Origin of the sequence: Ruegeria sp. HKCCD7296 (genome assembly GCF_013110775.1) — a bacterium.
In the GTDB taxonomy this organism is placed as follows: domain Bacteria; phylum Pseudomonadota; class Alphaproteobacteria; order Rhodobacterales; family Rhodobacteraceae; genus Ruegeria.
In genome coordinates this window covers 1-18,910 of the sequence record NZ_WVRF01000010.1, presented here as the reverse complement: position 1 = coordinate 18,910, position 18,910 = coordinate 1, and the positions used below count along the sequence as shown (strand labels likewise).

The window sequence follows — 18,910 nt, the reverse complement described above, 5'->3', positions numbered from 1 at the left end:
TGTTTGTTTTGATCAGTTTACTTTTTCTAGATCGCCCAGCATCCAGCCACTCTCCAGCCATCCTTCTTGCGGCCCATATAGACGAAACAAAAGGAAGTACGGCTCTGTGGTTGGTATCCAGTTGCTTTCCATGCCTTCCGGTGCTTCTGGTCCAAAAAAGATGTCGTAAGAACCGTCTTCATTAGCCTGCATCGCATCAGTGTCGCGCTCGGACAAACCGACAGGATCAACGTTCCGAATGAAGCTCTTGGTCTCCATCGAATAAACAATCACGGACCAGAAATCGTCGGCAGGTGTATCCGCTGGGACGTTCAGTTTATAGGTCTGATTGTGATCGTACATTTCCCCGTCGCTGTCGCGCAGGCCTGTCAGATAAAATGTACCTCCGCCCAGTTGTTTCGGCAGGTATGTAATCCAGAAATAACTGCCGCCCGCACGCGCATCCACAAGGACTTCGGTCTCAGTCTCATAGGGGAAACCAGCCTCGGGTTGACCATCCGCGAAATCCCAAATCAACCACTGGCTCCTCATCTCGCCGCTATCGTCGACCCAAAGTGGGATCATGGCTTTCCCGGGCGTCACAAAGTAGTTCTGCATCGAGGCGTACGCGAGCAACAATCCCTCGTTCATTGCCTGCATTTGAAGTTCACTTGGTTCGAAAGGCTTTCCCTTCTCGATCCCGAGATCTTTCAGAAAATTCACCATAACCTTGTCTTGTGGACGGATCGGGTTGTTTTGAACGTAATCGTTCAGGTCCTGAAAGAATGTCTCGTTGTAGTATGGAAGCGAGTCGTACGGCACTTCTGACGCTTCGAGATAGTTGTTGGGTGGCGGATTGTCGGCCTCGGACAGGTAGTACACTTTGATCGTCTGAGCGTACTCGGCCGCATCGGCGTCCGTTCCGCCATTCGTCAGTTTTGGCCGGAACGAAAAACCATATTCGTAGGTATCTGTTTCAAAGGGAAGGTATCCCGCTTCAGTTAATTCCTCCAGCGACATTTCCCCTTCGTAGCCTGGGGGTAGCATGAGGTACTTGCCGCCGACACCTTCATCGAAACCATCGGGACCTACGTCCACAATAGGAACATCCCAAGCATTCACGATTGTACCGAAGTAGTTCACCTTGTCGGTGGCAGCGGGCACTTCAATGACAAGGGGACCGGGTTCGGAGGTCATTGAAGCCCAAGCATAGGCCGTAACATCGTTGGCCGTAAGAAACCCATGTTTGGAGTCGAACGGCTTGTTGAGATAAATGATGTCATTGTAGTCGCCACCGAGGTCGCGGCGAATGCCCTTGAGGAAATCGATCATACCGGCGGCAGGCATTCCCCAAATGGCCGTCTGGGTGGCACGCTGCACCATAATCTTGTACTCGATGTCCTCGACCTCGGCTGATCGTGCAAGGATGTCGCCCGTGTCGTTGAAGGACTGGGAGAAAACTGGTGAAGCAGAAATACCTGCGCCGAGCACCATTCCCAAAAAATGCATCGAAAAACCGCCGTGTAATGGCCGAAGTATTTTCATATTGCAATGCTCCCTGCTGTTTAGGGAAAGCTTGCACATCCGTTCAGCCGATGCGTATCATTTCACGACACGCGGGCGAACAAGCGGGTTGACGGATTGAACCTACCACCGATGATTTCGGCCAAGGCCTTGGGCGCGATGCCCCAGTTTGTGCTTGAGGCCGCTGGGGAAAGACGCTTGTTGCGTGCTTTTGACTCTGCCGATCTTCCTGTTCACTTCATTGAGGAAAGAGGCGGTTACATCTCGGAGCATGCCTTGGCGACCTTTGTGCACGAAGCCGCACGATCCACGGGACAACAAAACATCGGATTGTTGTGGTCACCGTATCTCACTGTCGCTGACTACGGCGCCTGGGGGAGTTACGTTCTTTCTGCTCCAACGCTGGGGGCAGCGCTAATACGAGCTTCTGCCGTCATGCCATTTCATTCGTCCACGGATCGCGCGTGGCTTGAAACTTCGGGCACTAGCGCGCGCTACTGTTATCGTTTTGGACTTCGCTCGCATTTCGCGTATCCGGACATCGGTTTCTCGGCCGTTGGGGTTTTTCTGAGCATATTCCGCGCGTATTTAGGAAACGATTGGAAGCCATCGGCCGTGCTCTTGGACTTCCCGAAAGTTCCTGGGTTTGTCGAGGCAGAAGACACTTACGCTTGTCCTGTAATCTGGAACGCCACCCGCCTTGGGGTTGAGTTTGAAGCTTCGGCTTTGAGCTCCGAAGCCGCGCCCAAAAAACTTAGCGGAGGCTCGACAACTGTCGGAGATATTTCACGCGAACGATTGGGCGGCCCACCTCAAACACTTAGAGGACAAGTCGAGGAGGTGGTTTGGCAACAACTTCATCGGGAGGAAATGTCGATTGATGCCACCGCGCGTTCGCTCGATCTTGGCGTTCGCACACTACAACGGAAGTTAGCAAGCGAAGGGGTTCGTTTTCGCGAAATCGTCAACGATATCAGGGTAGCAAGGGCCGAGGAACTCCTTACAGATACGCGCGAGACAGTCTCCAGTATCTCCTCCATGCTAGGATACGAAACCGCAAATAATTTCAGCCGCGCATTTAAGAAGGTAACGGGATTGGCACCCTCTGACTATCGCCAAAGGAATTCCGGTCATACTTGAATGGTCGTCTGCAAAAGCAAGCCGTTGGCGTCTGCATTGCTCACAAATTTAAGTTCAGGTTGGATGCGACGAGTAACCGCGTCCAGCCCGAGTAGGGCGGGAAGCTAACCTAGTTCGATCACTTTATACGTTTTCTTTTAGGATCAAGAAACAAAGTGAACTGGAACAATGACAAAGTTGCAGACTATTTGCTTGTAGAGGTGATTCTATCTGTTGCCCCGCGTCGATTACCCTGGGATAGGATCAACGCGGGGCTGTAGGAAAGTGCTAGGTAATCAAATGACGCCCGCACTCACTACGGGAAACATTCTGATATTTCGATGCTTGCTCTATTTATGTATCCAATTTGGATATTTGATAGATCCAACTGCTTAAAAGTCGGAGCATGCAATGCGCACACCCCTCGAGATGGAGAGCTTTGGTCGCGAGTTAACCGAGCACCTTCTTAGAATTGTATGGTTGCTTATGTTGGTTGATACTTTTTTGGAGCTATTCCAAACAATTACTCAAAAAGCATCCACGAGATGGAAAATACTTCTGTAAATGCAGCGACGAGCTTTTGTAGTTCTGTTTTGGGTGCAGCCCCTAGTCATTTCCAGACACGAACCAATGGAACTGGCGAAAAAACCCACGGTCGTTCATGGGATGGGAGACGACCGTGGGTATCAGTTAGGGGTATGATAGGTACGAAGCCATCATGAGTTTGGATCAAAACTCCCACAAAAGATTTGTATTTTGAAAGAAGAGCTTGCGAGTTGTTCAGGCTATAGGTGTTCACCGACGTTCCGCAGTGCTTTTCGAGCAGTTGTTTGCAAACGACGCTTTCACTCGTTGAAATGAATTCACATCGAAATATTTGCTTTTGTTGCGTCGTAGGTAGCTTCGCGACGCATCATCTAATTGGGAGGAATACATGAAATATGCTGCCATTTTTGCCGCCGCGGCAATCTCCGCATATGCAACTGTTGCCGCTGCCAAAGACCCGGTTCCGGCAAGTAGCGACAACTTCGAGATTTACAGTGAGGTTGAAGGCTGGACGGTTTATGCTGACAACGACTCTGGTACATGCCTGATAGAAAAAGTCTTCGAGAGCGGGAACGTCATGCAAATGGGTCTAACCAAAAACCAAAAACACGGTTACTTGGGAGTATTCACGCAAGCTGACATAGACATCAAAAACCGTCAAAAAATAGAAATAGCAATTGACGACTTCGTGTATGAAGGTCGCGCAAAAGGCATAAAAAGCAAGAAGCTAGCGGATGACTACTCTGGTGGCTATATCGTTGTAAAGGACGCGAATATGGCGACTGCCGTGGCCGAAGGACAGACTTTGATCGCATTTCCAAAGAAGTCCGCAAATTTCATTGTGGACCTAACCGGTACAAAGAAGGCTATGGAAGAAGGGCGTAAATGCAACCTTGCACTTGCCAGCTAACTTAGGCCGTCGCTCAACCTCAAAAAAGTTGAGTCGCCTTTTCGTCAAACCCTTTGTGGCCCCGCAGTTTGCGGGGTCATTTATTCGTCATTTTTTGTCTCTTCGCCTCAAGCATCAAGGTTTTGGTTAGCCCGCCGAAACTGGTGCGGGCGTTGTCTAGAAAGCAACGAATTTTGGTTTATCCGAGTGAGTGGCCAGATCGAGTGCGATATTCAAACAAGGCAACGCGGTCTGTTATTTCCCGTGTCTGCTTTGACCGAAACTCTGCCGTTCAGCAGATTTCAAAGAACGTCCAGCGCCGTTCAATGCAGACGTTCAGGCGAAATTTCTCGGAATGACCACCAACAATGACCGCTATCCGTTCCTAAGCCGTCATCTGACTTAACGACTCAGATGACTGACTTGAGCCCCTACCGGTCATTGCCCACCAGATGATCTGCTGCAGGCGCATCCGGCAGGTTGCAGCCCGAAGCGGTCATTGGTCGCTGAGCCTCGTAAATCCCAAGAAGCGGACAACTCACGAGACTGTTGTTTTGGATCAACTTGCAAAGCCAGTTCTAAGCGGTTCGCCAGAGCAGGTGAAAAAACGGGCATCCGATCCCCAGCCAATGCTGTAAATTTTGATAAGCGCGGGTGTTTCCAAACGCTCGCACTTTTTTGCCAAACTGAGTTCAGGTTTCGGAGTGTCCCTGAGTGGCCTTTAGATATCTTGGCCGCTAAGGGCCGCACTAGAGCTGCTTGACGCAAGCGCGTTCTCTCGTCGACGACAGGGACCGTAAACGACGTCTATGGACATTGTCGCGAGAACATTGCAGCGTAATTATAAGTGTTTGAGTGATTTTGGGTGATACATGCGCGGTAGTGATTTCGCTTCATTAGTCCATCGAATTTTGACGACGGAAACTCTTTACAAGTCTAAGGACGTGGCTGAGGGCATGGGGCTAAAGTACGATGCATTGTATTCGCGTCTACGAAACAGGACAGTTTTTTCTGCGGATGAGATCAAGTCTCTAATCCGAGTTATGCCAGACCCTAGAATTGTGGGGTATTTGTTGGAAAAGTCCTGTTTTGTTGCCGCTGATCGACTTGAGGACTCAGAAATTGATGACGAGGAAAACCTCTATCGTGCCACCAACAGAATTGTTTTGGAGGCGGCCGAAGTCATGCGTGCTATGCACCAAGCACTGGAAGACAAACATGTGGACCACAAGGAAGCCGTTCAAATCCAGGCTGATATAAGAGAGGCCGAGCGCGCCCTCGTTGCGCTCCGGGTGCATATAGCGGATGCCACCAAAAGGTCAGCCAAATCAAAATTGTCCATCTAAAATTGATGGAACAGCGAACTAGATTGCCCCATACACCTAGCTCCACCACAAAAGGAGCTTGCAATGGAAGAAGACTCGAACCGGACGAGTCAATTTAGCATCAAACTCGGTCATACAGTTAATGAGGCCACAAAAACTGGATTCTTAAAAAATGAAGCGTCTTTCGCAAAAAGCAGAGAAATTAGAACTGACCCCGAAGGGCATCTGATCAGTTTTGCACCCACAGGTTCAGGAAAAACCTGGACACTGGCCATCCCAACTCTGCTTGAATATCAAGGGTCGGTGGTCGCTTTTGATCCCAAGGGAGAACTTGCACAGTCCACGGCGGGAGCACGTCAGGCCATGGGGCAACACATTATCGTTCTTGACCCTTTCGGCATATCTGGCTTCGAAAGCTCCAGTCTAAACCCATTCGATTTGCGATTGAGGGGCAATAGTGACACTCTTGAAGCCGCTCAAAGTTTGGCTGGCTCAATCGCCAACGAAACAAGTAAAGTTGACCCATTTTGGGATTCCAGCGCACGGAACCTTTTGGCGCAACTAATCCTATTCGTTTACCACGAATGTCCCAAAGCACTGTGTAATTTGCACGAGATCGCTTACTTACTGAACCAGAGCTTAAAGGATTTCACTCTAACGCTCAAAGATATGGCCCGATCCCGAAATCCTATTGTGTCATCTGGCTCGCACGCTTTTCCAATGGAAGCAGAGCGCACGATTGCGAGTATCCTGTCTTCAGCAAGGCGATTTACAGAAGTTTTTCGCGGAAAAAGAATCGACGCAGTGACTCGATACACAAGCTTTCCACTGCAAGTATTTGACGGTGAGAAGCCTTTCACGCTCTATATGATCCTTCCTCCAATTTACCTCAGCAGTCACAGCAGTTTGATTCGAGTTTGGATGGAGTCCATCATCTCGAAAATTCTGGAACGCAGCACAAAAAATCATAGTCATACGCTTTTTATGATTGATGAGGCCGCACAACTTGGGCCGATGCAGTTTATGCTGACCGTGGTAACCCTATTGCGAAGTTATGGAGTGCAGTGCTGGACGTTCTGGCAAGACCCCCAGCAACTCCAAGCCTGTTATCCACAGAATTGGAGGACGCTTTTTAACAACAGCCGTTATCATACGGTATTCGGGCGACAGTCATTTTTAGCCGAAGAAGGGTTTGCGTCACTTTATGGTCGTATGGACAAAGTGATGCTTCAAGACGGCTTCTTTGCAGAGCTTGGCGAAGAACCACGTTATTTTTTGCGCCCCAAAGTACAAGATGTGGTAGAACGCGTGATGCTTCAACCGGAGTTCCACCGTTCAAACGGAGAGTTAGGAACACCTAGACGAATGAACCAGCACAAAATTTATCAATCTGACCGCAATGATCAGATTGGATCAGGATCTTCGGATAGTAAGCATGACATTCCTTTCTGAAGGCAATGTGAACCGATAGATGAAACCGCAAAGATCTGCCTGCTTGGAAAAAGAGAATAGCATGCCCCGTCGTTTCGCGATCAGTAGTGCCCAATCATAGAGGATACAGTTTGATCAGCTGCACCGAAAGCTGCCAGAGCATTTGAATAGCCGTCCTTAGCAGCACCCAAAAGATCAGCCCGAATTTTTGAAGCTTGTGATAGTTTGGTTCCTTCGCTTGGCGCAATCGTTAGGCAGTTGTCCTTCAAGCTATCAATCAGTTCCAACTCCGAACTGTATGCTTCGGTTTTGCGGCAATACGCTTCGAAAGCAGCAGAACTTCTGGGAAGAATGATCTGCTTTGCTAGAAAGCGCTCTATCGCTCCCATTTTTGAGCGAGTTTTGAGTTTCGGCCGTGATCGAAGCACAACCACGTGAGTACAACCATCGTCGAGAGCTGTTCTAACCGGTATCGATTCAGAAAGAATTGCATCCCAATATCCAACTTCACCTATCACAACAGGGCTAGGGGCAAACAGCGGATTAGAAGCGGACGCTTTTAGGTACTCCAATACTTCTTGGCCCGTTCCAAAATTGTTAACAACCCTTTTGGAACCGGTGCTAACGTCAGTCATAACTATGTTTAGCGGTATGGGAGATTGAATGATTTTCTCGCAATCTAGCGGTATTTTTTTCTGGAAAACATCGTACACCAGAAAATCCAGATCCATTATTGGCCTTAAGAGGGCAAGGCGCCATGGGTTCACAAACTGCCTATTATTGATCTCCTCGTAATAAATGGTAGCACCAGCTCTGGCCGAACCGGCAACAAAAAACGCGCCGGCCATAGCGCCGGCAGAGGCTCCATAAACAGCGTCGAAGCAATTCGTTAGGTTGAGGTTTTCTAGTGCGGCGCTCATCGCTCCAGATACAACGCCGCGCATCCCGCCTCCTTCCACTACCAAACCTAGCTTGTACTCATCTGATCTTTGCCCAGGTATCGAGGCTGTAGACAGTCTTTCATTGACTAGTTCACTTACTTTCATTTTTGGTAGTGACCTTCACTTCAGTGCTTTTGAGGCTTCAATGTACCTTTGAATTAGAGCTTCCATCTTAGGCGCGAGCCTGCCGCAGTTCTCCCTTTGCATCTTGAAGTAGTTGATACCAATGACACAAAATGCGAGAAGGTACTCGTAGATGTTATAGCTAACAGCATCACCGGTATGCTTGTCGATTATAGAGTTGGTTGCATCACTTGATGTTATAAGCACAATCCCAACCAAAATTATTCCGAGCGCATACCAGAACACCAGTGAAGCCCATCCAGAAAACACAATATAGGATGTTTCCGCATCTGAGGATCGCGATATTGCAAGCTTGCCAAAGTCAGGGGCCATTTTTATCTTTTCCAACATGCGGAAGGTAAAAAAATTGTTCAGTGCAACGAGCATTAAACCCAGTGCTGCACAAAACGGCCACGCCTTCGGGTCTAAAATAAAACAGTAGGCTATTGGAAAGGCAAAGCAGCATGAGTTTAGTCTCATCGTAAAGTTTGCTGCGCCACTTCCAAATCCAGCAGATTTTTGTGGGGCGGTGCTCTGGAAAATCGCGACATAGTATGTTGTCGCCAAGCAGGCGAACGACAAGCAAATCGCCAGCCCTGGAAGAATGTCCCAAAAACCCGCTCCACTTTTGGTCAATCCAATGGAGTTTTCGAACCACCAGTCCCGCAGTGCCAAACCGGACCAGAATGTGTCTTTTTCTGAAAAGCTATATACGAGGATTGTTGAAATAGCCGCCAATATTCCACCGAAACATAAACCGCAAATCCACAACCACCTGCGCAGCTTCTTATTAGTGTCTTCATCCAGCACAAATCCGTCTTCAATATTTTCTTTTCCACGAAGCAGAAGAGTCCAGAAACCTGAAACTGCCAACCTAACTAGCGTTATTTTTTTTTCCGCAGCACGAGTAAATTGCGCACGTTGCGAGCAGGCCATTTGGATAGCCTTTGAAAACTGCTCCGCTCGGCATGCAGGATCAACCTCTTGAGGCGCAATTTTCCTTAACCGAAGGTCGGGGTCGTTGACCAAGACATCTTCTAACGTGAAGGCAAGAAGAGGTTGGACAATTGCAAGCTCGTGCAAAAGGTCTTCAGCTGCCCGTGTCAAATCACGAAACCAAACATCAAGTATAATCACTGCCGTTGAATAAAGATCGTCGGAATACGCGTCTCTGCTCATATCGTTTTTGGCTGGAGCGATATACCGTACAGAGTCTCTGTAAGACTGGGCAGATAGAACCGGCTTTGTAAGCGAGTAGTTGTAGCCATAGTCGATTAGACGAAGGTTTTGGTCATGCCCGGCTATTGCCTCAACGATTATGTTCCTGGGGTTGAGGTCTCCATGAGGAAATCCCTTTTCATGGATTTCTCTAATCATTTGTCCAAGCGATTTGATTATCGACAACTTACTTTTTATGTCGCCGTTGTCTTTGGCCTTTTCTAGGTACTGCTCCAGCGTATCGCCGCGAATCCACTCCATACATAGTACGGTAGATTCTGCCCAATACACTTTGGGCGACAAGGGTGCACCAGCATAGGAGTCACGATACTTGTCAAGTGAAGCGACTTCCTTGTCCAGCAAATACACTGGGCGAACAATCTTTATCGCTTGATTGTTCGAAACAAATATTATCGATGTTGTTCCAGATTGATGGTACTCAAGGTGTCCTTGATCTGGCAGACGCCCAAGGCCATAGTGCTGTCTTATGGCTTTTTTTTCTATTTTTGTAAGGTTGTTCAAGGTTTCGTTCGCGAAACGCAGTTCGATAAGTGCAAGTGATGCAGGAATAAACCAGTTTGTCTTCTCTAACCCCTGCTGAAGGCTGCCTTCCAATAGTTCTTCGTAGTCACGATCTATGTGCCTGGATTGACTGAGTAAAACCTGGTTACAGGTCAGATGGATGAATGTCGGTAAGTTCTGCTCATCTACAAATTTGTCGACGTTAATGTTCTGAACTTTATCAAGACCGCTGCAATCTAAAGCACTTTCCAATGCGTCAGTAAACCGGTTAACTAGTTCAGAAAGGGTTAGAGAGTGGTCACTTTGCTTGTTCATGTATAAATTCACAACTTCATCAAGCTGATTTTTGTCAAGGCGGCTTTTTGTTCAACACCACTGAGCCTGTCAAACGCGCTTATGTTTTTCAAGTCTTAAAGAATGAGAAATCTCAAGCAAATTAGAGGCTTCGCGGTGCACCGCTGTCCGAACGTCGGCTTGGTAGTCGTTAGTCGGGGTTGGCAGAGACTCTATGACAGGTAAAATCGCTCCATGAACGAGCCGGACAGGATTCAGCTGACTTGTGAAGCTGCGCAAATTCGAGTTTTAGCCTACGAACCAGGTAAGGTCCTCAAAGTACGTTGCGAGATGCACTGGGCTGGTAAGGCCATTTTGTCTATGTTTTCTCTTGTGTTCTTTGTAATTGGGGCAAGTTTTGCTACCTCAATTCTTGAAGGCCTAGGAAATTGGATACAACCAGTTTGCGGGTTGTCTGCTTTGGCGCTGTGGCTTCGGTACTCCCTTCGCGGAGCTTGGGTTAGTTTCAACCTCCAAAGCAGAGGGTATACTTTCCGCACAGTAGTAGAGTCAGGAACGGTCTGCTCGTGGCCGGAGTTCGAAATAAAGTCCCAAAGAACTGGAGATCTTTGGGAAGCAGTGCTGTTTTGCGATGGGCAACCCTTGGGTCGACCAAGAAAAGATCGAGACAGGAGAGTAGCCGAAGCGATTTTTGTCGAATTCACATCGCTGTTTACCTCTCCAGATCACGCATTGGAGCAAATGAGGAAAGTAGCATGCCGACAAAGGGAAAAATTGCAAGAAAGCACAGTGGATCGTGACGATTGCGAATGCCCATGCGATCCTACGGACGTTCCACTAATTTACCTTATACATGGAACCCGGGCACCAAATGCGCCGTGGACATACGAAGAGAGTTCGGACCTCGTGGCAGGCATCAGAGAGGCAGATGTCAATGCGGAGTTCAAGAGGTTCCAATGGACAGGAAGAAATAGTTCCAAAGATCGACAAGAAGCAGCGAAAGAGCTGGCTGAAGCTATTGCACCAGTTTTGGACACTGGCGCTCAAGAAGTTGTCTTGATTGGGCACAGCCATGGAGGCAACGTGGCTCTTCAGGCGGCCACTCATTTGAACCAAAAGCAAAGAAAATGCTTGAGATTCTGCTGCTTAGCGACCCCGTTTCTAGGATCCAGTCGCCGATTTGACGCGTGGGACTACTTCGAACGGTTACCTGAGATCATTCGCGACAATATCCATTTGGCAATTGTTGCCTCCGTCATGGCTATTAGTTGTTTGCTTTACCTTGCTTTGCAGGACCCACTTTTGCCAGAGAGTTTTCACGTGGCGATTGGTGCGGAGAGAAGCGGCAACAACAGTTTCATTCCAGCAATAGCTTGGATTCTTCTGGTTCCGTGGCTCACAATTAAACTCATTGAACGTATAGCTACATCCGTCTTGAATAATGGAGCAAATCAAGAGCCGGAAATTTCGACCTCAAACAATACACTGGTTTGCGCCTATAGCCACGACGAAGCATACATGGCGCTGTCCGTAATCTCGAACTTGATGGCTCTTGTGCAGTTCGGAGTCTTCAAGATGATCGACGGAGTGGTCTTCTTTTTCCGAAAAACGCGAGTTTTTGACGTCTTTTTCGGATGGTCTTGGCTACTTATTTGGTTCGTTGTTGTTCTTTCTTTCTTCCTTTTCTCAATCGTCACGCTTGCCAGGATGATTTTCCCAGCCGATTTTTTTAAGGCATGGTCAATTCAACTATCTTCCATTGGTTTCGATCCGAACGTTCTACCAATCAACTGGCTGATTTATTTGATGCTGGCCGCCTTGTTGCTCGTTGGATTGAGTATCATTACTTGCTTTTGTGTAGTCCTTTTCTTTGGCTTCATGCGGTTTGTTGTTTTCTGGATCGTTGGTGTCTCCGATCAGATATCGACCGAGAGAGGCCTGATCGAAGCGTTCATGGGATCATACGTGGTTTCCTCGGTTCCATTTGGGGACACCCAAGTAAGGTTTATTCCGGGGCGGTTCAAATTCAACCATTCGGAAATTTATCGAGATCCAGACTGCATTTCGCAAGTTGTAGTCTTTTTGAGAGGTCAAAAAATTTCTCCCGACTGAACCTTGGGGCCCGATCACGCAATCACTGGTGTAGCAACTCCAACATGCCTTTGGGCAGCCCAGCCAAAGACTCTCTGCTCAATCTGTCCAGCTGGCGTCAAAGCGATACAAAGCGAGTTCACAAAGTCCGGTTTCTGCGCCTTCCCGAAATTCGGATCTGACCAGGTTGCAGGTGCGGCGAAGGGCAGTTTCGTCCGCAGAGCAGTCATTCGTCGCAACTCTCTCTAATGTCTGTTGTGCGGACAATGCTGCCATTCGTTGCAACATGGCACCCATTACCGGTCACAAATAATTCAGCTGTTTAGTTACCCAGAACAGGATTTCGGCAAGAACCCCGATTGCGCCTGCTTTTTCAGTCATTACCAATGCTGTTCCTGATGTACCAAAAGGAAGATCTTCCAAATCGGAAACCTCAGATAACTCGATCAGCACTGGGTAGCTAGAGATCCCGGCCAGCTCTCGTATTGAAGGAAGCCCCGCGCGCAGATCGAGTGTCCCCTCGGCGGATCCCACCGGTAAAGCAACAATGATGCCAGAGAGCTCTGTGCCAGGCTGTGTCCGCAGTGCCAACCTAATCTCGTCTCCGATGTTTACGTTTTGGCGGCTCGATTGTGGAAGGGAGGCTACAATTGCAAAATCCGACGGATCAATAAATGTTATCGCACCTTGAAACGTGGTGGCGCGGTTTCCAGGCCGTAGTGTAACAGCAGAAACAACGCCATTTCCGGGTGAATGAACCTCTGTCTCTTCAAGGCTCCATCTGGCCTGCTCGAGTGCCATTTCAGCTTCCACAACTGCGGCGTCTCGGCCGTCAATCGTAGCGGAAATTCGACGCTCCAGTCCCTTTTTGCGCGCTTCAGCTGCTCGGATATTCGCGGTCAATTGATCAATCGTAGCAACGGCTTCTTGGAGTTGAAAAGTTGTCGATGCGCCTCGCTCTTCCAATTGGATGATGTCGTCGCGCCTCTGCTGCCCAAAGAGAAGCTGAACATTCAAAGACTCGATTTCTGCCTCGGCTGCGGTGAGATCAGTCAGTAACTGGTCAGCCGAAGACTTAGCCGTTTCAAGAGAGGCCTCGAGACGTGACACTTCAGCAGCAAAAACCTCAGGATCAATTTTGAAGAGTAGATCACCCTCATTAACGGATTGATTGGCCTCGACAGCCACCTCGACAACCGTTCCGGATACGTTAGGTGCGATGTTTGTCTCAATTCCTTGAACTGAAACTGGCCCTGTCGGTGTTGTGTGGTTGAGAGCTCCCAAGACCACAAGGGCAATTACTGCAGCGCCACCATAGATAACTGTTTTCCAGAAAGCGTTCCACGGAAGCCATTTGAGTTTAGAAAAAACCAACCAAATCAAGCCGAAGTAAAGACTTAAGACGATGAGCATCAACCAACCTCCGGAACCAAGCCAATTCACTATAGCATTAAGAAGGCGACAAAAATCTAGGGATAGGCCGTAGCACGCTCGCAATACTATGCGATTTCCAATGCCCACAGTCAGCTCGTCGTCCATACGGGTTAAGAATTTTGAAAATCCGCTTTGGGCTCGGAGCAGCCATCCAAGCACTTCGCTCGAACGACTGCTTTGCCTTGCTTGCGAGGCCGTGCCGGGTCAGTCGATCAATTTCTGCAGTGCCCTGTCAGCGCGGATAAGTTCATTGATCGTCTTGCGCATCTCCTCGGTTTCTCTCGACCTTTCCCCATTCTTCCACGAAGGATGGCTTGGCCCAGCAGCGTGCCCACCTCCAGCCCCATGCATGCGACAAACACTCCAGCTCCGAACAGCGGGTGCGCGACATCGCCGGCCCGTGGACTTTGCCGTGGCGGTACATCTGGGCGCATTCCTGAGCCGTTTGGTGGGGTCCATGAGGTTGTCGTCACTTTTTGTCATTGGACCGCCCCCCGTTTTGAACGTTGCCAACAATAGCCTGGCCACCTTCTTTGACCTCGACGCGTTCAACCCTGACGGTCTGATCCGCCTTGGATCGATATCTTTTCAGCGCTTCAACCTGGCTTGTGAAAGTTCGCGCAAGCTTATTGAGCGCCCGTTCCGCCGAGTCTTGTTGAGGAAGAGTCTCGACGTGATTGAGCCTGCGCGCCATCATCATCGTGGCCTGATGGACCGCACCCATTTGGATCGCAAGCATGGCTTCAATCTCGTCCTGCGGTCTGACCCCGGCAACAACGGACATCACGAAGTTCGACGCGGTCTCGGAGACAGAACTGTCCTGTTGCCCAAGAGTCGCGACTTGATCCATAACGCCTTCGAAGAACCGGTAGTCAGCTGTGCCGAGCTCATGCATCGCCAAAGCACAGGCCGCCGTTGGGTCTTTTCCTTTGTGCCCAACCGTGAGCCTGCGTGTGTCTTCATCGAAGTCCAACTTGATGCCCGGTGCCCGAACGCGTGATTTCTTCCGTTCCCTCAGATCCGCAATCGCATTGGTTTCCGCGTCGGTAAGCTCGGAGTTCTTTGTCTGCAGATCGTTGCCACTGTCTTTTTGTGTCTTGCTCATGTCCGCCTCGCGTAACAAGGAGTGGTTAGTATTAGTGTTCCGATTCAGAACCGAAGGACCGACGCGAAACCGGCCTGACGGGTTCTGATTTGGAACCATGAGGTGCGTTTGGGTTCTCAAACGGAACCACAGAGGATGCTGACGGGTCCGTCTCAGAACCGCGTTTTGTTTTTCCGGGCTGCCAGAACCGCCAGTCATTGGTGGCTGCTTTCTTGCCGGACCGGGCCTGCGTCGCCTTGGTGGTCAATCGCCATTCATGTGCTCGACGGTGATACCAGTTGCCCTCCTTCTCGAGCACGAGGAAGCCTTTGTCCTGCAGATCTTCGAAAGCCCGCTGAACCGTGGCCTTGCCCAATCCCAGAATCTCTGCCGCTTCATTCATCGACAGGAACACCTTGCCGTTGTTGCTGCCGTTGAAGCGGGTGTGAAGCTCCAGCCAGAGCTTCACTGCAGGTCCCGACAAAGCCCTCCACGCCGGGGACTTGATCATGGCGTAGGGCAGATAGACGAACTGGCCCTCATCCGACCGTTTGCCGTTGGGAGACCGTCTCCTACTCATCGCGACACCCTCGCTGGAAATGCTCGGGCAATGCATCCAGTTCAGGAACGTCACAGCCGATATGCGCCCGGACGAGCCGGATTAGGCCGGATTTGGACACACAATACCCGAGCGTGTCCCAAGCCGCTCCTCCGGCTGGAAATTGGGGTCTTTGACGTTGAAACAGCCATTGGATGCCATCCCGGCATACGGCGACGCGGTAGACACCATGGCGAAAGAACTCGCCGTTGTAGTTCTCATCGGTTTCTCGATGATCGGTTTGGGAAAGAGGGCCAGCGTCTGGCCCCCTATCGTGACTGGAAAGGTTCGATTTGGAAAAGGACATATCAGCCACGCTTGATCCGTCCTTTCCGTACGATCACCCGTTCGACCGAGTGGCTCAGGGGTGACCAGTAGTACCGGCGCTCGTTTTGTCTTGTCGGCGCGGGGCATCCTGTGGCATCAACTGGACTTGCTAGGGTGGCAGTTGATGTCACTGGAAAAGCCCCATCTCCGCGCTTGGAGTTGGGGTTTTTCATTATGCAGCCTCGTTGTTGGGATCGGTACGACGAGCCGCCAGCCAGGCGTTCAGATCAGCGCCGTGATAGGCGATCCGCCGACCGATGCGGATGAAGGCCGGACCGCACATGCGGTGACGCCATTGAGCCAGCTTCTCGCGGTTTCCTAGCAATTGCATTTCAGGGTCTTCTGGAAAATAGACCCGGTCGTCATTGAAGACGTTTGCCATCGTTGAAATCCTCTTGGATCAGTTGCGATGGCTCCCAATTATGGGCAGCTTTCCCGAAGTGTCACCAGACTTTTTCCTGCGCCTAAGCGCTTTCCGAAAGGGAGAAACCACTTAGGCGTTTTTCTTAAAAACTGCTTCGTACCTTGATTTGAAGGGTTCTTCTGAACGTAGAGCCGTACCGTAATCCGCATGGGTCTTTGCTGACTTTGGGAAGTCCTTTCTTTTCTCAACTGTCTTTTCCAAAGCTTGTTCAACAATGCGTTCTTCATTGATCAAACCGACCGCGTCAGACAGCTCCTCGATTTGTTGCATCAGCGATTCCAAGTTTTGAAGTCTGCGTTTTCGAGATGCGCGCGCCCCGGCTTCTCCAGCCCTAAGTCTGGTTTTTGCGGACCGCACTCCGGTTATTGCTGCATCTTCGTAGCTGAATTTCCAGCGGTAGTGTTCGACCATCCGGCCTAATGCCAAGAGCTGACCGTACATGTAGTGGCGCAGCTGACCAGCTATAGCTTTGCTCAGTTCGCTATCCCTTGAACCTTCATGAATGTAGCTTTTAAAGCTAGCCAACTCGTCCAATATTTTGAACTCGAACCAGCGCTTAGTGAAGACTGAGTCGAGCTTATCGAGTTCAAATGCCAAAGCCTCTCAATTTGTCTAGTGGACTTCTCGATCGCCGTGGAGCTTCTTCATAGTCGCGGAAGTCCAAAGGGTAGCTTCTATCAAAAACTTCGAGCGCTAAGTCGACCTGCTCCCGAGAGTATTTACTTTTGTTTAGTTTGCTGACTTGCAGGATATGTCGAGCCTCTTCCAACTCTACAAACGATGCAATGAGGAGGTCAAAATGCTCCCTCACATAATCGATTTCATAATTCCTTCGACATTGCTCCACGAAAAACTCCCACAAATCATTTGTGGAAAACTCAAAGAAGTTCATCTCCCACCATTTGGGTGCTGAACTGACCTGCCTTTCTTCCAATATTTCATTCAGCAGATGAACACGAACTTGATCCGGCAGCTCGTCGAAACCAATACGGTCAAGCTCGGCGTTCACATCGGAAGGTAAGTTCATTCGAGTTTCAAACAGCCAGTCCTTTGTTTTCTTACCAAGTGGAACTTCTTTTAACTCGCCCTCGCCATGAACGAAGGGGTTCAATTCATAGGATAGGATCTTGTTTAATCGTTCACTTTCTTCTTCCGAAAAACGTTCCAATACCCTCTTTTCCTCCCATCAGGGTCGTTAACACAAGAACCTGCTCCAGCGCTCGACCAATTCGCGCCGACGATCCAACAAGTCAGACCGAGCGTAGGCGCGCTCTACATCGGACCCAACCTGATGAGCCAAAGCCGCCTCAGCCAGTTCCCGAGGCGCGTTTGCAGACTCCGCAGCCCAATCTCGGAACGAACTGCGGAAGCCGTGCACAGTGACGCCATCTTTCCGCATCCGGCGCAGTAACATCAGCATGGACATGTTCGACAAGGGCTGGTGTCGTTTTTGCCCCTCGAACACGTAGTCAGAGGCCAGCGCACGCAGCGGCTCCAGAATGGCCAGCATTTCGCCGGTGAGAGGCACGCGATGGACCTGCCCGCCTTTCATGCGCTCCGCAGGTATGGTCCACAGTCGCGCATTGACATCTACCTCGGGCCATTTCATCTCCAGCACTTCTGAGGTTCGGCAGGCGGTCAAAATGGTGAACTGCAGTGCCCTGGCGGCCATGGCCGAACGGGTCTGCAACTCGGCATAGAATGCGGGCACCTCCTGCCACGGCATCGCGTCATGGTGCTGCACCTTGGCTTTGACGGTGGGCAGCACCTTGCCTTCGCGGATCGCAGTCACCGGGTTCTCGCCCGAACGGAAGCCCTTGGATTTTGCCACGTCGAGCACCGTCTTGATCCGTTGAGACAGTCGCTTTGCGGTTTCGTGTTTCTCGGTCCAGATGGGCGACAGGCACATCAGAACTTCGGGCTGATCGATGCTGTCCACGGGCATACGGCCGATCTTGGGGAACGCATAGTCGCGCAAGGTGTTAAGCCATTGCTGGCCGTGTTTGGCATTCTTCCATGTTGGCAGGCGGTCAATGTGAACTTGTCGGCTTAGTTCCTCAAAGGTCGGGATTTCACGCTGGGCGTTGAAGCGCGGGTTCAGCCCGGACTTTGCCATGCGTCGATATTCGAGGGCTCTTTCTCGAGCCTGGTTTAGTGTGACGACATCAGCGCCACCTAACCCGAAATCCGTGCGCAGCGGAGCGCCCTTGCGGTTCTTCTGCCCTTTGACCGTTACACGCACGATCCAGCGCCGTGCGCCCGATGGATCGACAACGAGATACAGGCCAGAACCGTCACCATGCCGACCCGGACCGAGATTCTCTACAAGCTTCTTTGTCAGCTTTCCGCTGAGCGCAGCCATGTAAATACCACAAAATATACCACTCAATAAAAGTATACTGGCATAATCAGATAAAATCCAACGAAACCCTCTAGCGCGACCTCAGCCATAAAACACAAAGGTTTAAGCAACCTAGTATGTTTCATCAAAATTTGTGAAAATCACCAAGTGGCGGACCGAGGAGGATTCGAACCCCCGACCCCTTGATTCGTAGTCCAGTGCACCATCTTTTCCTCGATTACCCACACCTTGCCAAATAATAATAAAAACAAGCACTATACTCTCGATATCATTACTCTGGCTTTACCCTTTTTACCCCCCATTTATCATTCTTGTGGTTGCCTCAAAGTTGCCTTGAACGTATTTCTGAGGTCGACAGTCAAGTGTTTTGACGACGAACCCACCGCGGCCGCAACCGGAACGGGGTTCTTGACCCAGCCGATGAAAGGACCATCGCCCATATCCGCAAATGTTGTACCCCTGCCCCAATCGAAAGCCCAGCCCGAGGAGTCGCGCCGCTTCCGGTTCGGCAAGCAGACCCTCACTCGAGCGACCACCGTATTCGCTGACACCACCGGCGTAACGCTGCGTGACACCGACTTGCGCGGGTTCGTGTGCCGCAAACAGACCTCGGCGTGGATGCTAGGTGTCGAGCGGAAGGTGCGGGGCAAGCTGCACCGCATCAGTATCTCGGAGTTCA

Annotated in this window: 17 protein-coding genes; 6 read left to right on the top strand and 11 right to left on the bottom strand. The window is 50.2% G+C overall.

Annotation, left to right across the window (positions count from 1 at the left end; genetic code table 11):
- Window positions 1-12 precede the first annotated feature (12 nt).
- Complete coding sequence (locus tag GS632_RS13955) at window positions 13-1,524, bottom strand: DUF1214 domain-containing protein (protein WP_216601803.1); 1,512 nt, start codon at window positions 1,522-1,524, stop codon at window positions 13-15.
- Window positions 1,525-1,635: 111 nt separating this feature from the next.
- On the opposite strand from GS632_RS13955, the gene GS632_RS13950 reads away from it, so the two are divergent.
- From GS632_RS13950 to GS632_RS13935, 4 genes are all read left to right on the top strand, one after another.
- The gene (locus GS632_RS13950; RefSeq protein WP_170704306.1) at window positions 1,636-2,643 is read left to right on the top strand and encodes an AraC family transcriptional regulator; all 1,008 of its coding nucleotides are present in this window, start codon (window positions 1,636-1,638) and stop codon (window positions 2,641-2,643) included.
- A 913-nt stretch (window positions 2,644-3,556) separates the two neighbouring features.
- Entirely contained in the window at window positions 3,557-4,078 is a 522-nt protein-coding gene (locus GS632_RS13945) for a hypothetical protein (RefSeq protein WP_170804574.1), read from the top strand.
- An 851-nt stretch (window positions 4,079-4,929) separates the two neighbouring features.
- Window positions 4,930-5,403 (top strand): phage regulatory CII family protein, encoded by a 474-nt coding sequence (locus GS632_RS13940; protein ID WP_171175649.1) that lies wholly within the window; start codon window positions 4,930-4,932, stop codon window positions 5,401-5,403.
- 63 nt (window positions 5,404-5,466) lie between these two features.
- Entirely contained in the window at window positions 5,467-6,834 is a 1,368-nt protein-coding gene (locus GS632_RS13935; protein ID WP_171722044.1) for a type IV secretory system conjugative DNA transfer family protein, read from the top strand.
- 80 nt (window positions 6,835-6,914) lie between these two features.
- Here GS632_RS13935 and GS632_RS13930 read toward each other — a convergent pair whose 3' ends face one another.
- Together GS632_RS13930 and GS632_RS13925 are read right to left on the bottom strand one after the other, a co-directional pair.
- Window positions 6,915-7,859, bottom strand: a complete 945-nt coding sequence (locus GS632_RS13930; protein ID WP_171175653.1) for a patatin-like phospholipase family protein — start codon at window positions 7,857-7,859, stop codon at window positions 6,915-6,917.
- A gap of 15 nt (window positions 7,860-7,874) precedes the next feature.
- Window positions 7,875-9,932, bottom strand: coding sequence for an AarF/UbiB family protein (locus GS632_RS13925; protein ID WP_171175656.1), 2,058 nt, complete (start codon window positions 9,930-9,932; stop codon window positions 7,875-7,877).
- Window positions 9,933-10,145: 213 nt separating this feature from the next.
- Here GS632_RS13925 and GS632_RS13920 point away from each other — a divergent pair, with 213 nt between their 5' ends.
- On the top strand, window positions 10,146-12,023 hold the full coding sequence (locus GS632_RS13920; RefSeq protein WP_171722042.1) for a triacylglycerol lipase: 1,878 nt from the start codon (window positions 10,146-10,148) through the stop codon (window positions 12,021-12,023).
- Between the two features lie 282 nt (window positions 12,024-12,305).
- Here the strand turns inward: GS632_RS13920 and GS632_RS13915 are convergent, their stop codons facing one another.
- From GS632_RS13915 to GS632_RS13880, 8 genes are all read right to left on the bottom strand, one after another.
- The gene (locus GS632_RS13915) at window positions 12,306-13,415 is read right to left on the bottom strand and encodes an HlyD family secretion protein (protein ID WP_170788048.1); all 1,110 of its coding nucleotides are present in this window, start codon (window positions 13,413-13,415) and stop codon (window positions 12,306-12,308) included.
- A 490-nt stretch (window positions 13,416-13,905) separates the two neighbouring features.
- Complete coding sequence (locus tag GS632_RS13910) at window positions 13,906-14,541, bottom strand: hypothetical protein (RefSeq protein WP_171238449.1); 636 nt, start codon at window positions 14,539-14,541, stop codon at window positions 13,906-13,908.
- 31 nt (window positions 14,542-14,572) lie between these two features.
- Complete coding sequence (locus GS632_RS13905; RefSeq protein WP_171722041.1) at window positions 14,573-15,100, bottom strand: helix-turn-helix domain-containing protein; 528 nt, start codon at window positions 15,098-15,100, stop codon at window positions 14,573-14,575.
- On the bottom strand, window positions 15,093-15,434 hold the full coding sequence (locus tag GS632_RS13900) for a hypothetical protein (protein ID WP_171722040.1): 342 nt from the start codon (window positions 15,432-15,434) through the stop codon (window positions 15,093-15,095). Before GS632_RS13900 ends, GS632_RS13905 begins: the two co-directional genes overlap by 8 nt.
- A 183-nt stretch (window positions 15,435-15,617) precedes the next feature.
- Window positions 15,618-15,827, bottom strand: a complete 210-nt coding sequence (locus GS632_RS13895) for a hypothetical protein (protein WP_058272409.1) — start codon at window positions 15,825-15,827, stop codon at window positions 15,618-15,620.
- A 111-nt stretch (window positions 15,828-15,938) separates the two neighbouring features.
- Window positions 15,939-16,466 (bottom strand): hypothetical protein, encoded by a 528-nt coding sequence (locus GS632_RS13890; protein WP_171722039.1) that lies wholly within the window; start codon window positions 16,464-16,466, stop codon window positions 15,939-15,941.
- A complete protein-coding gene (locus GS632_RS13885; RefSeq protein WP_171722038.1) occupies window positions 16,456-17,037 on the bottom strand; it encodes a hypothetical protein in 582 nt (193 codons plus the stop codon). Before GS632_RS13885 ends, GS632_RS13890 begins: the two co-directional genes overlap by 11 nt.
- A gap of 27 nt (window positions 17,038-17,064) precedes the next feature.
- Entirely contained in the window at window positions 17,065-18,231 is a 1,167-nt protein-coding gene (locus tag GS632_RS13880) for a site-specific integrase (RefSeq protein ID WP_171238451.1), read from the bottom strand.
- A 420-nt stretch (window positions 18,232-18,651) separates the two neighbouring features.
- On the opposite strand from GS632_RS13880, the gene GS632_RS13875 reads away from it, so the two are divergent.
- A partial coding sequence (locus GS632_RS13875) for a hypothetical protein (protein ID WP_171728250.1) occupies window positions 18,652-18,910 on the top strand: 259 nt, incomplete at its 3' end.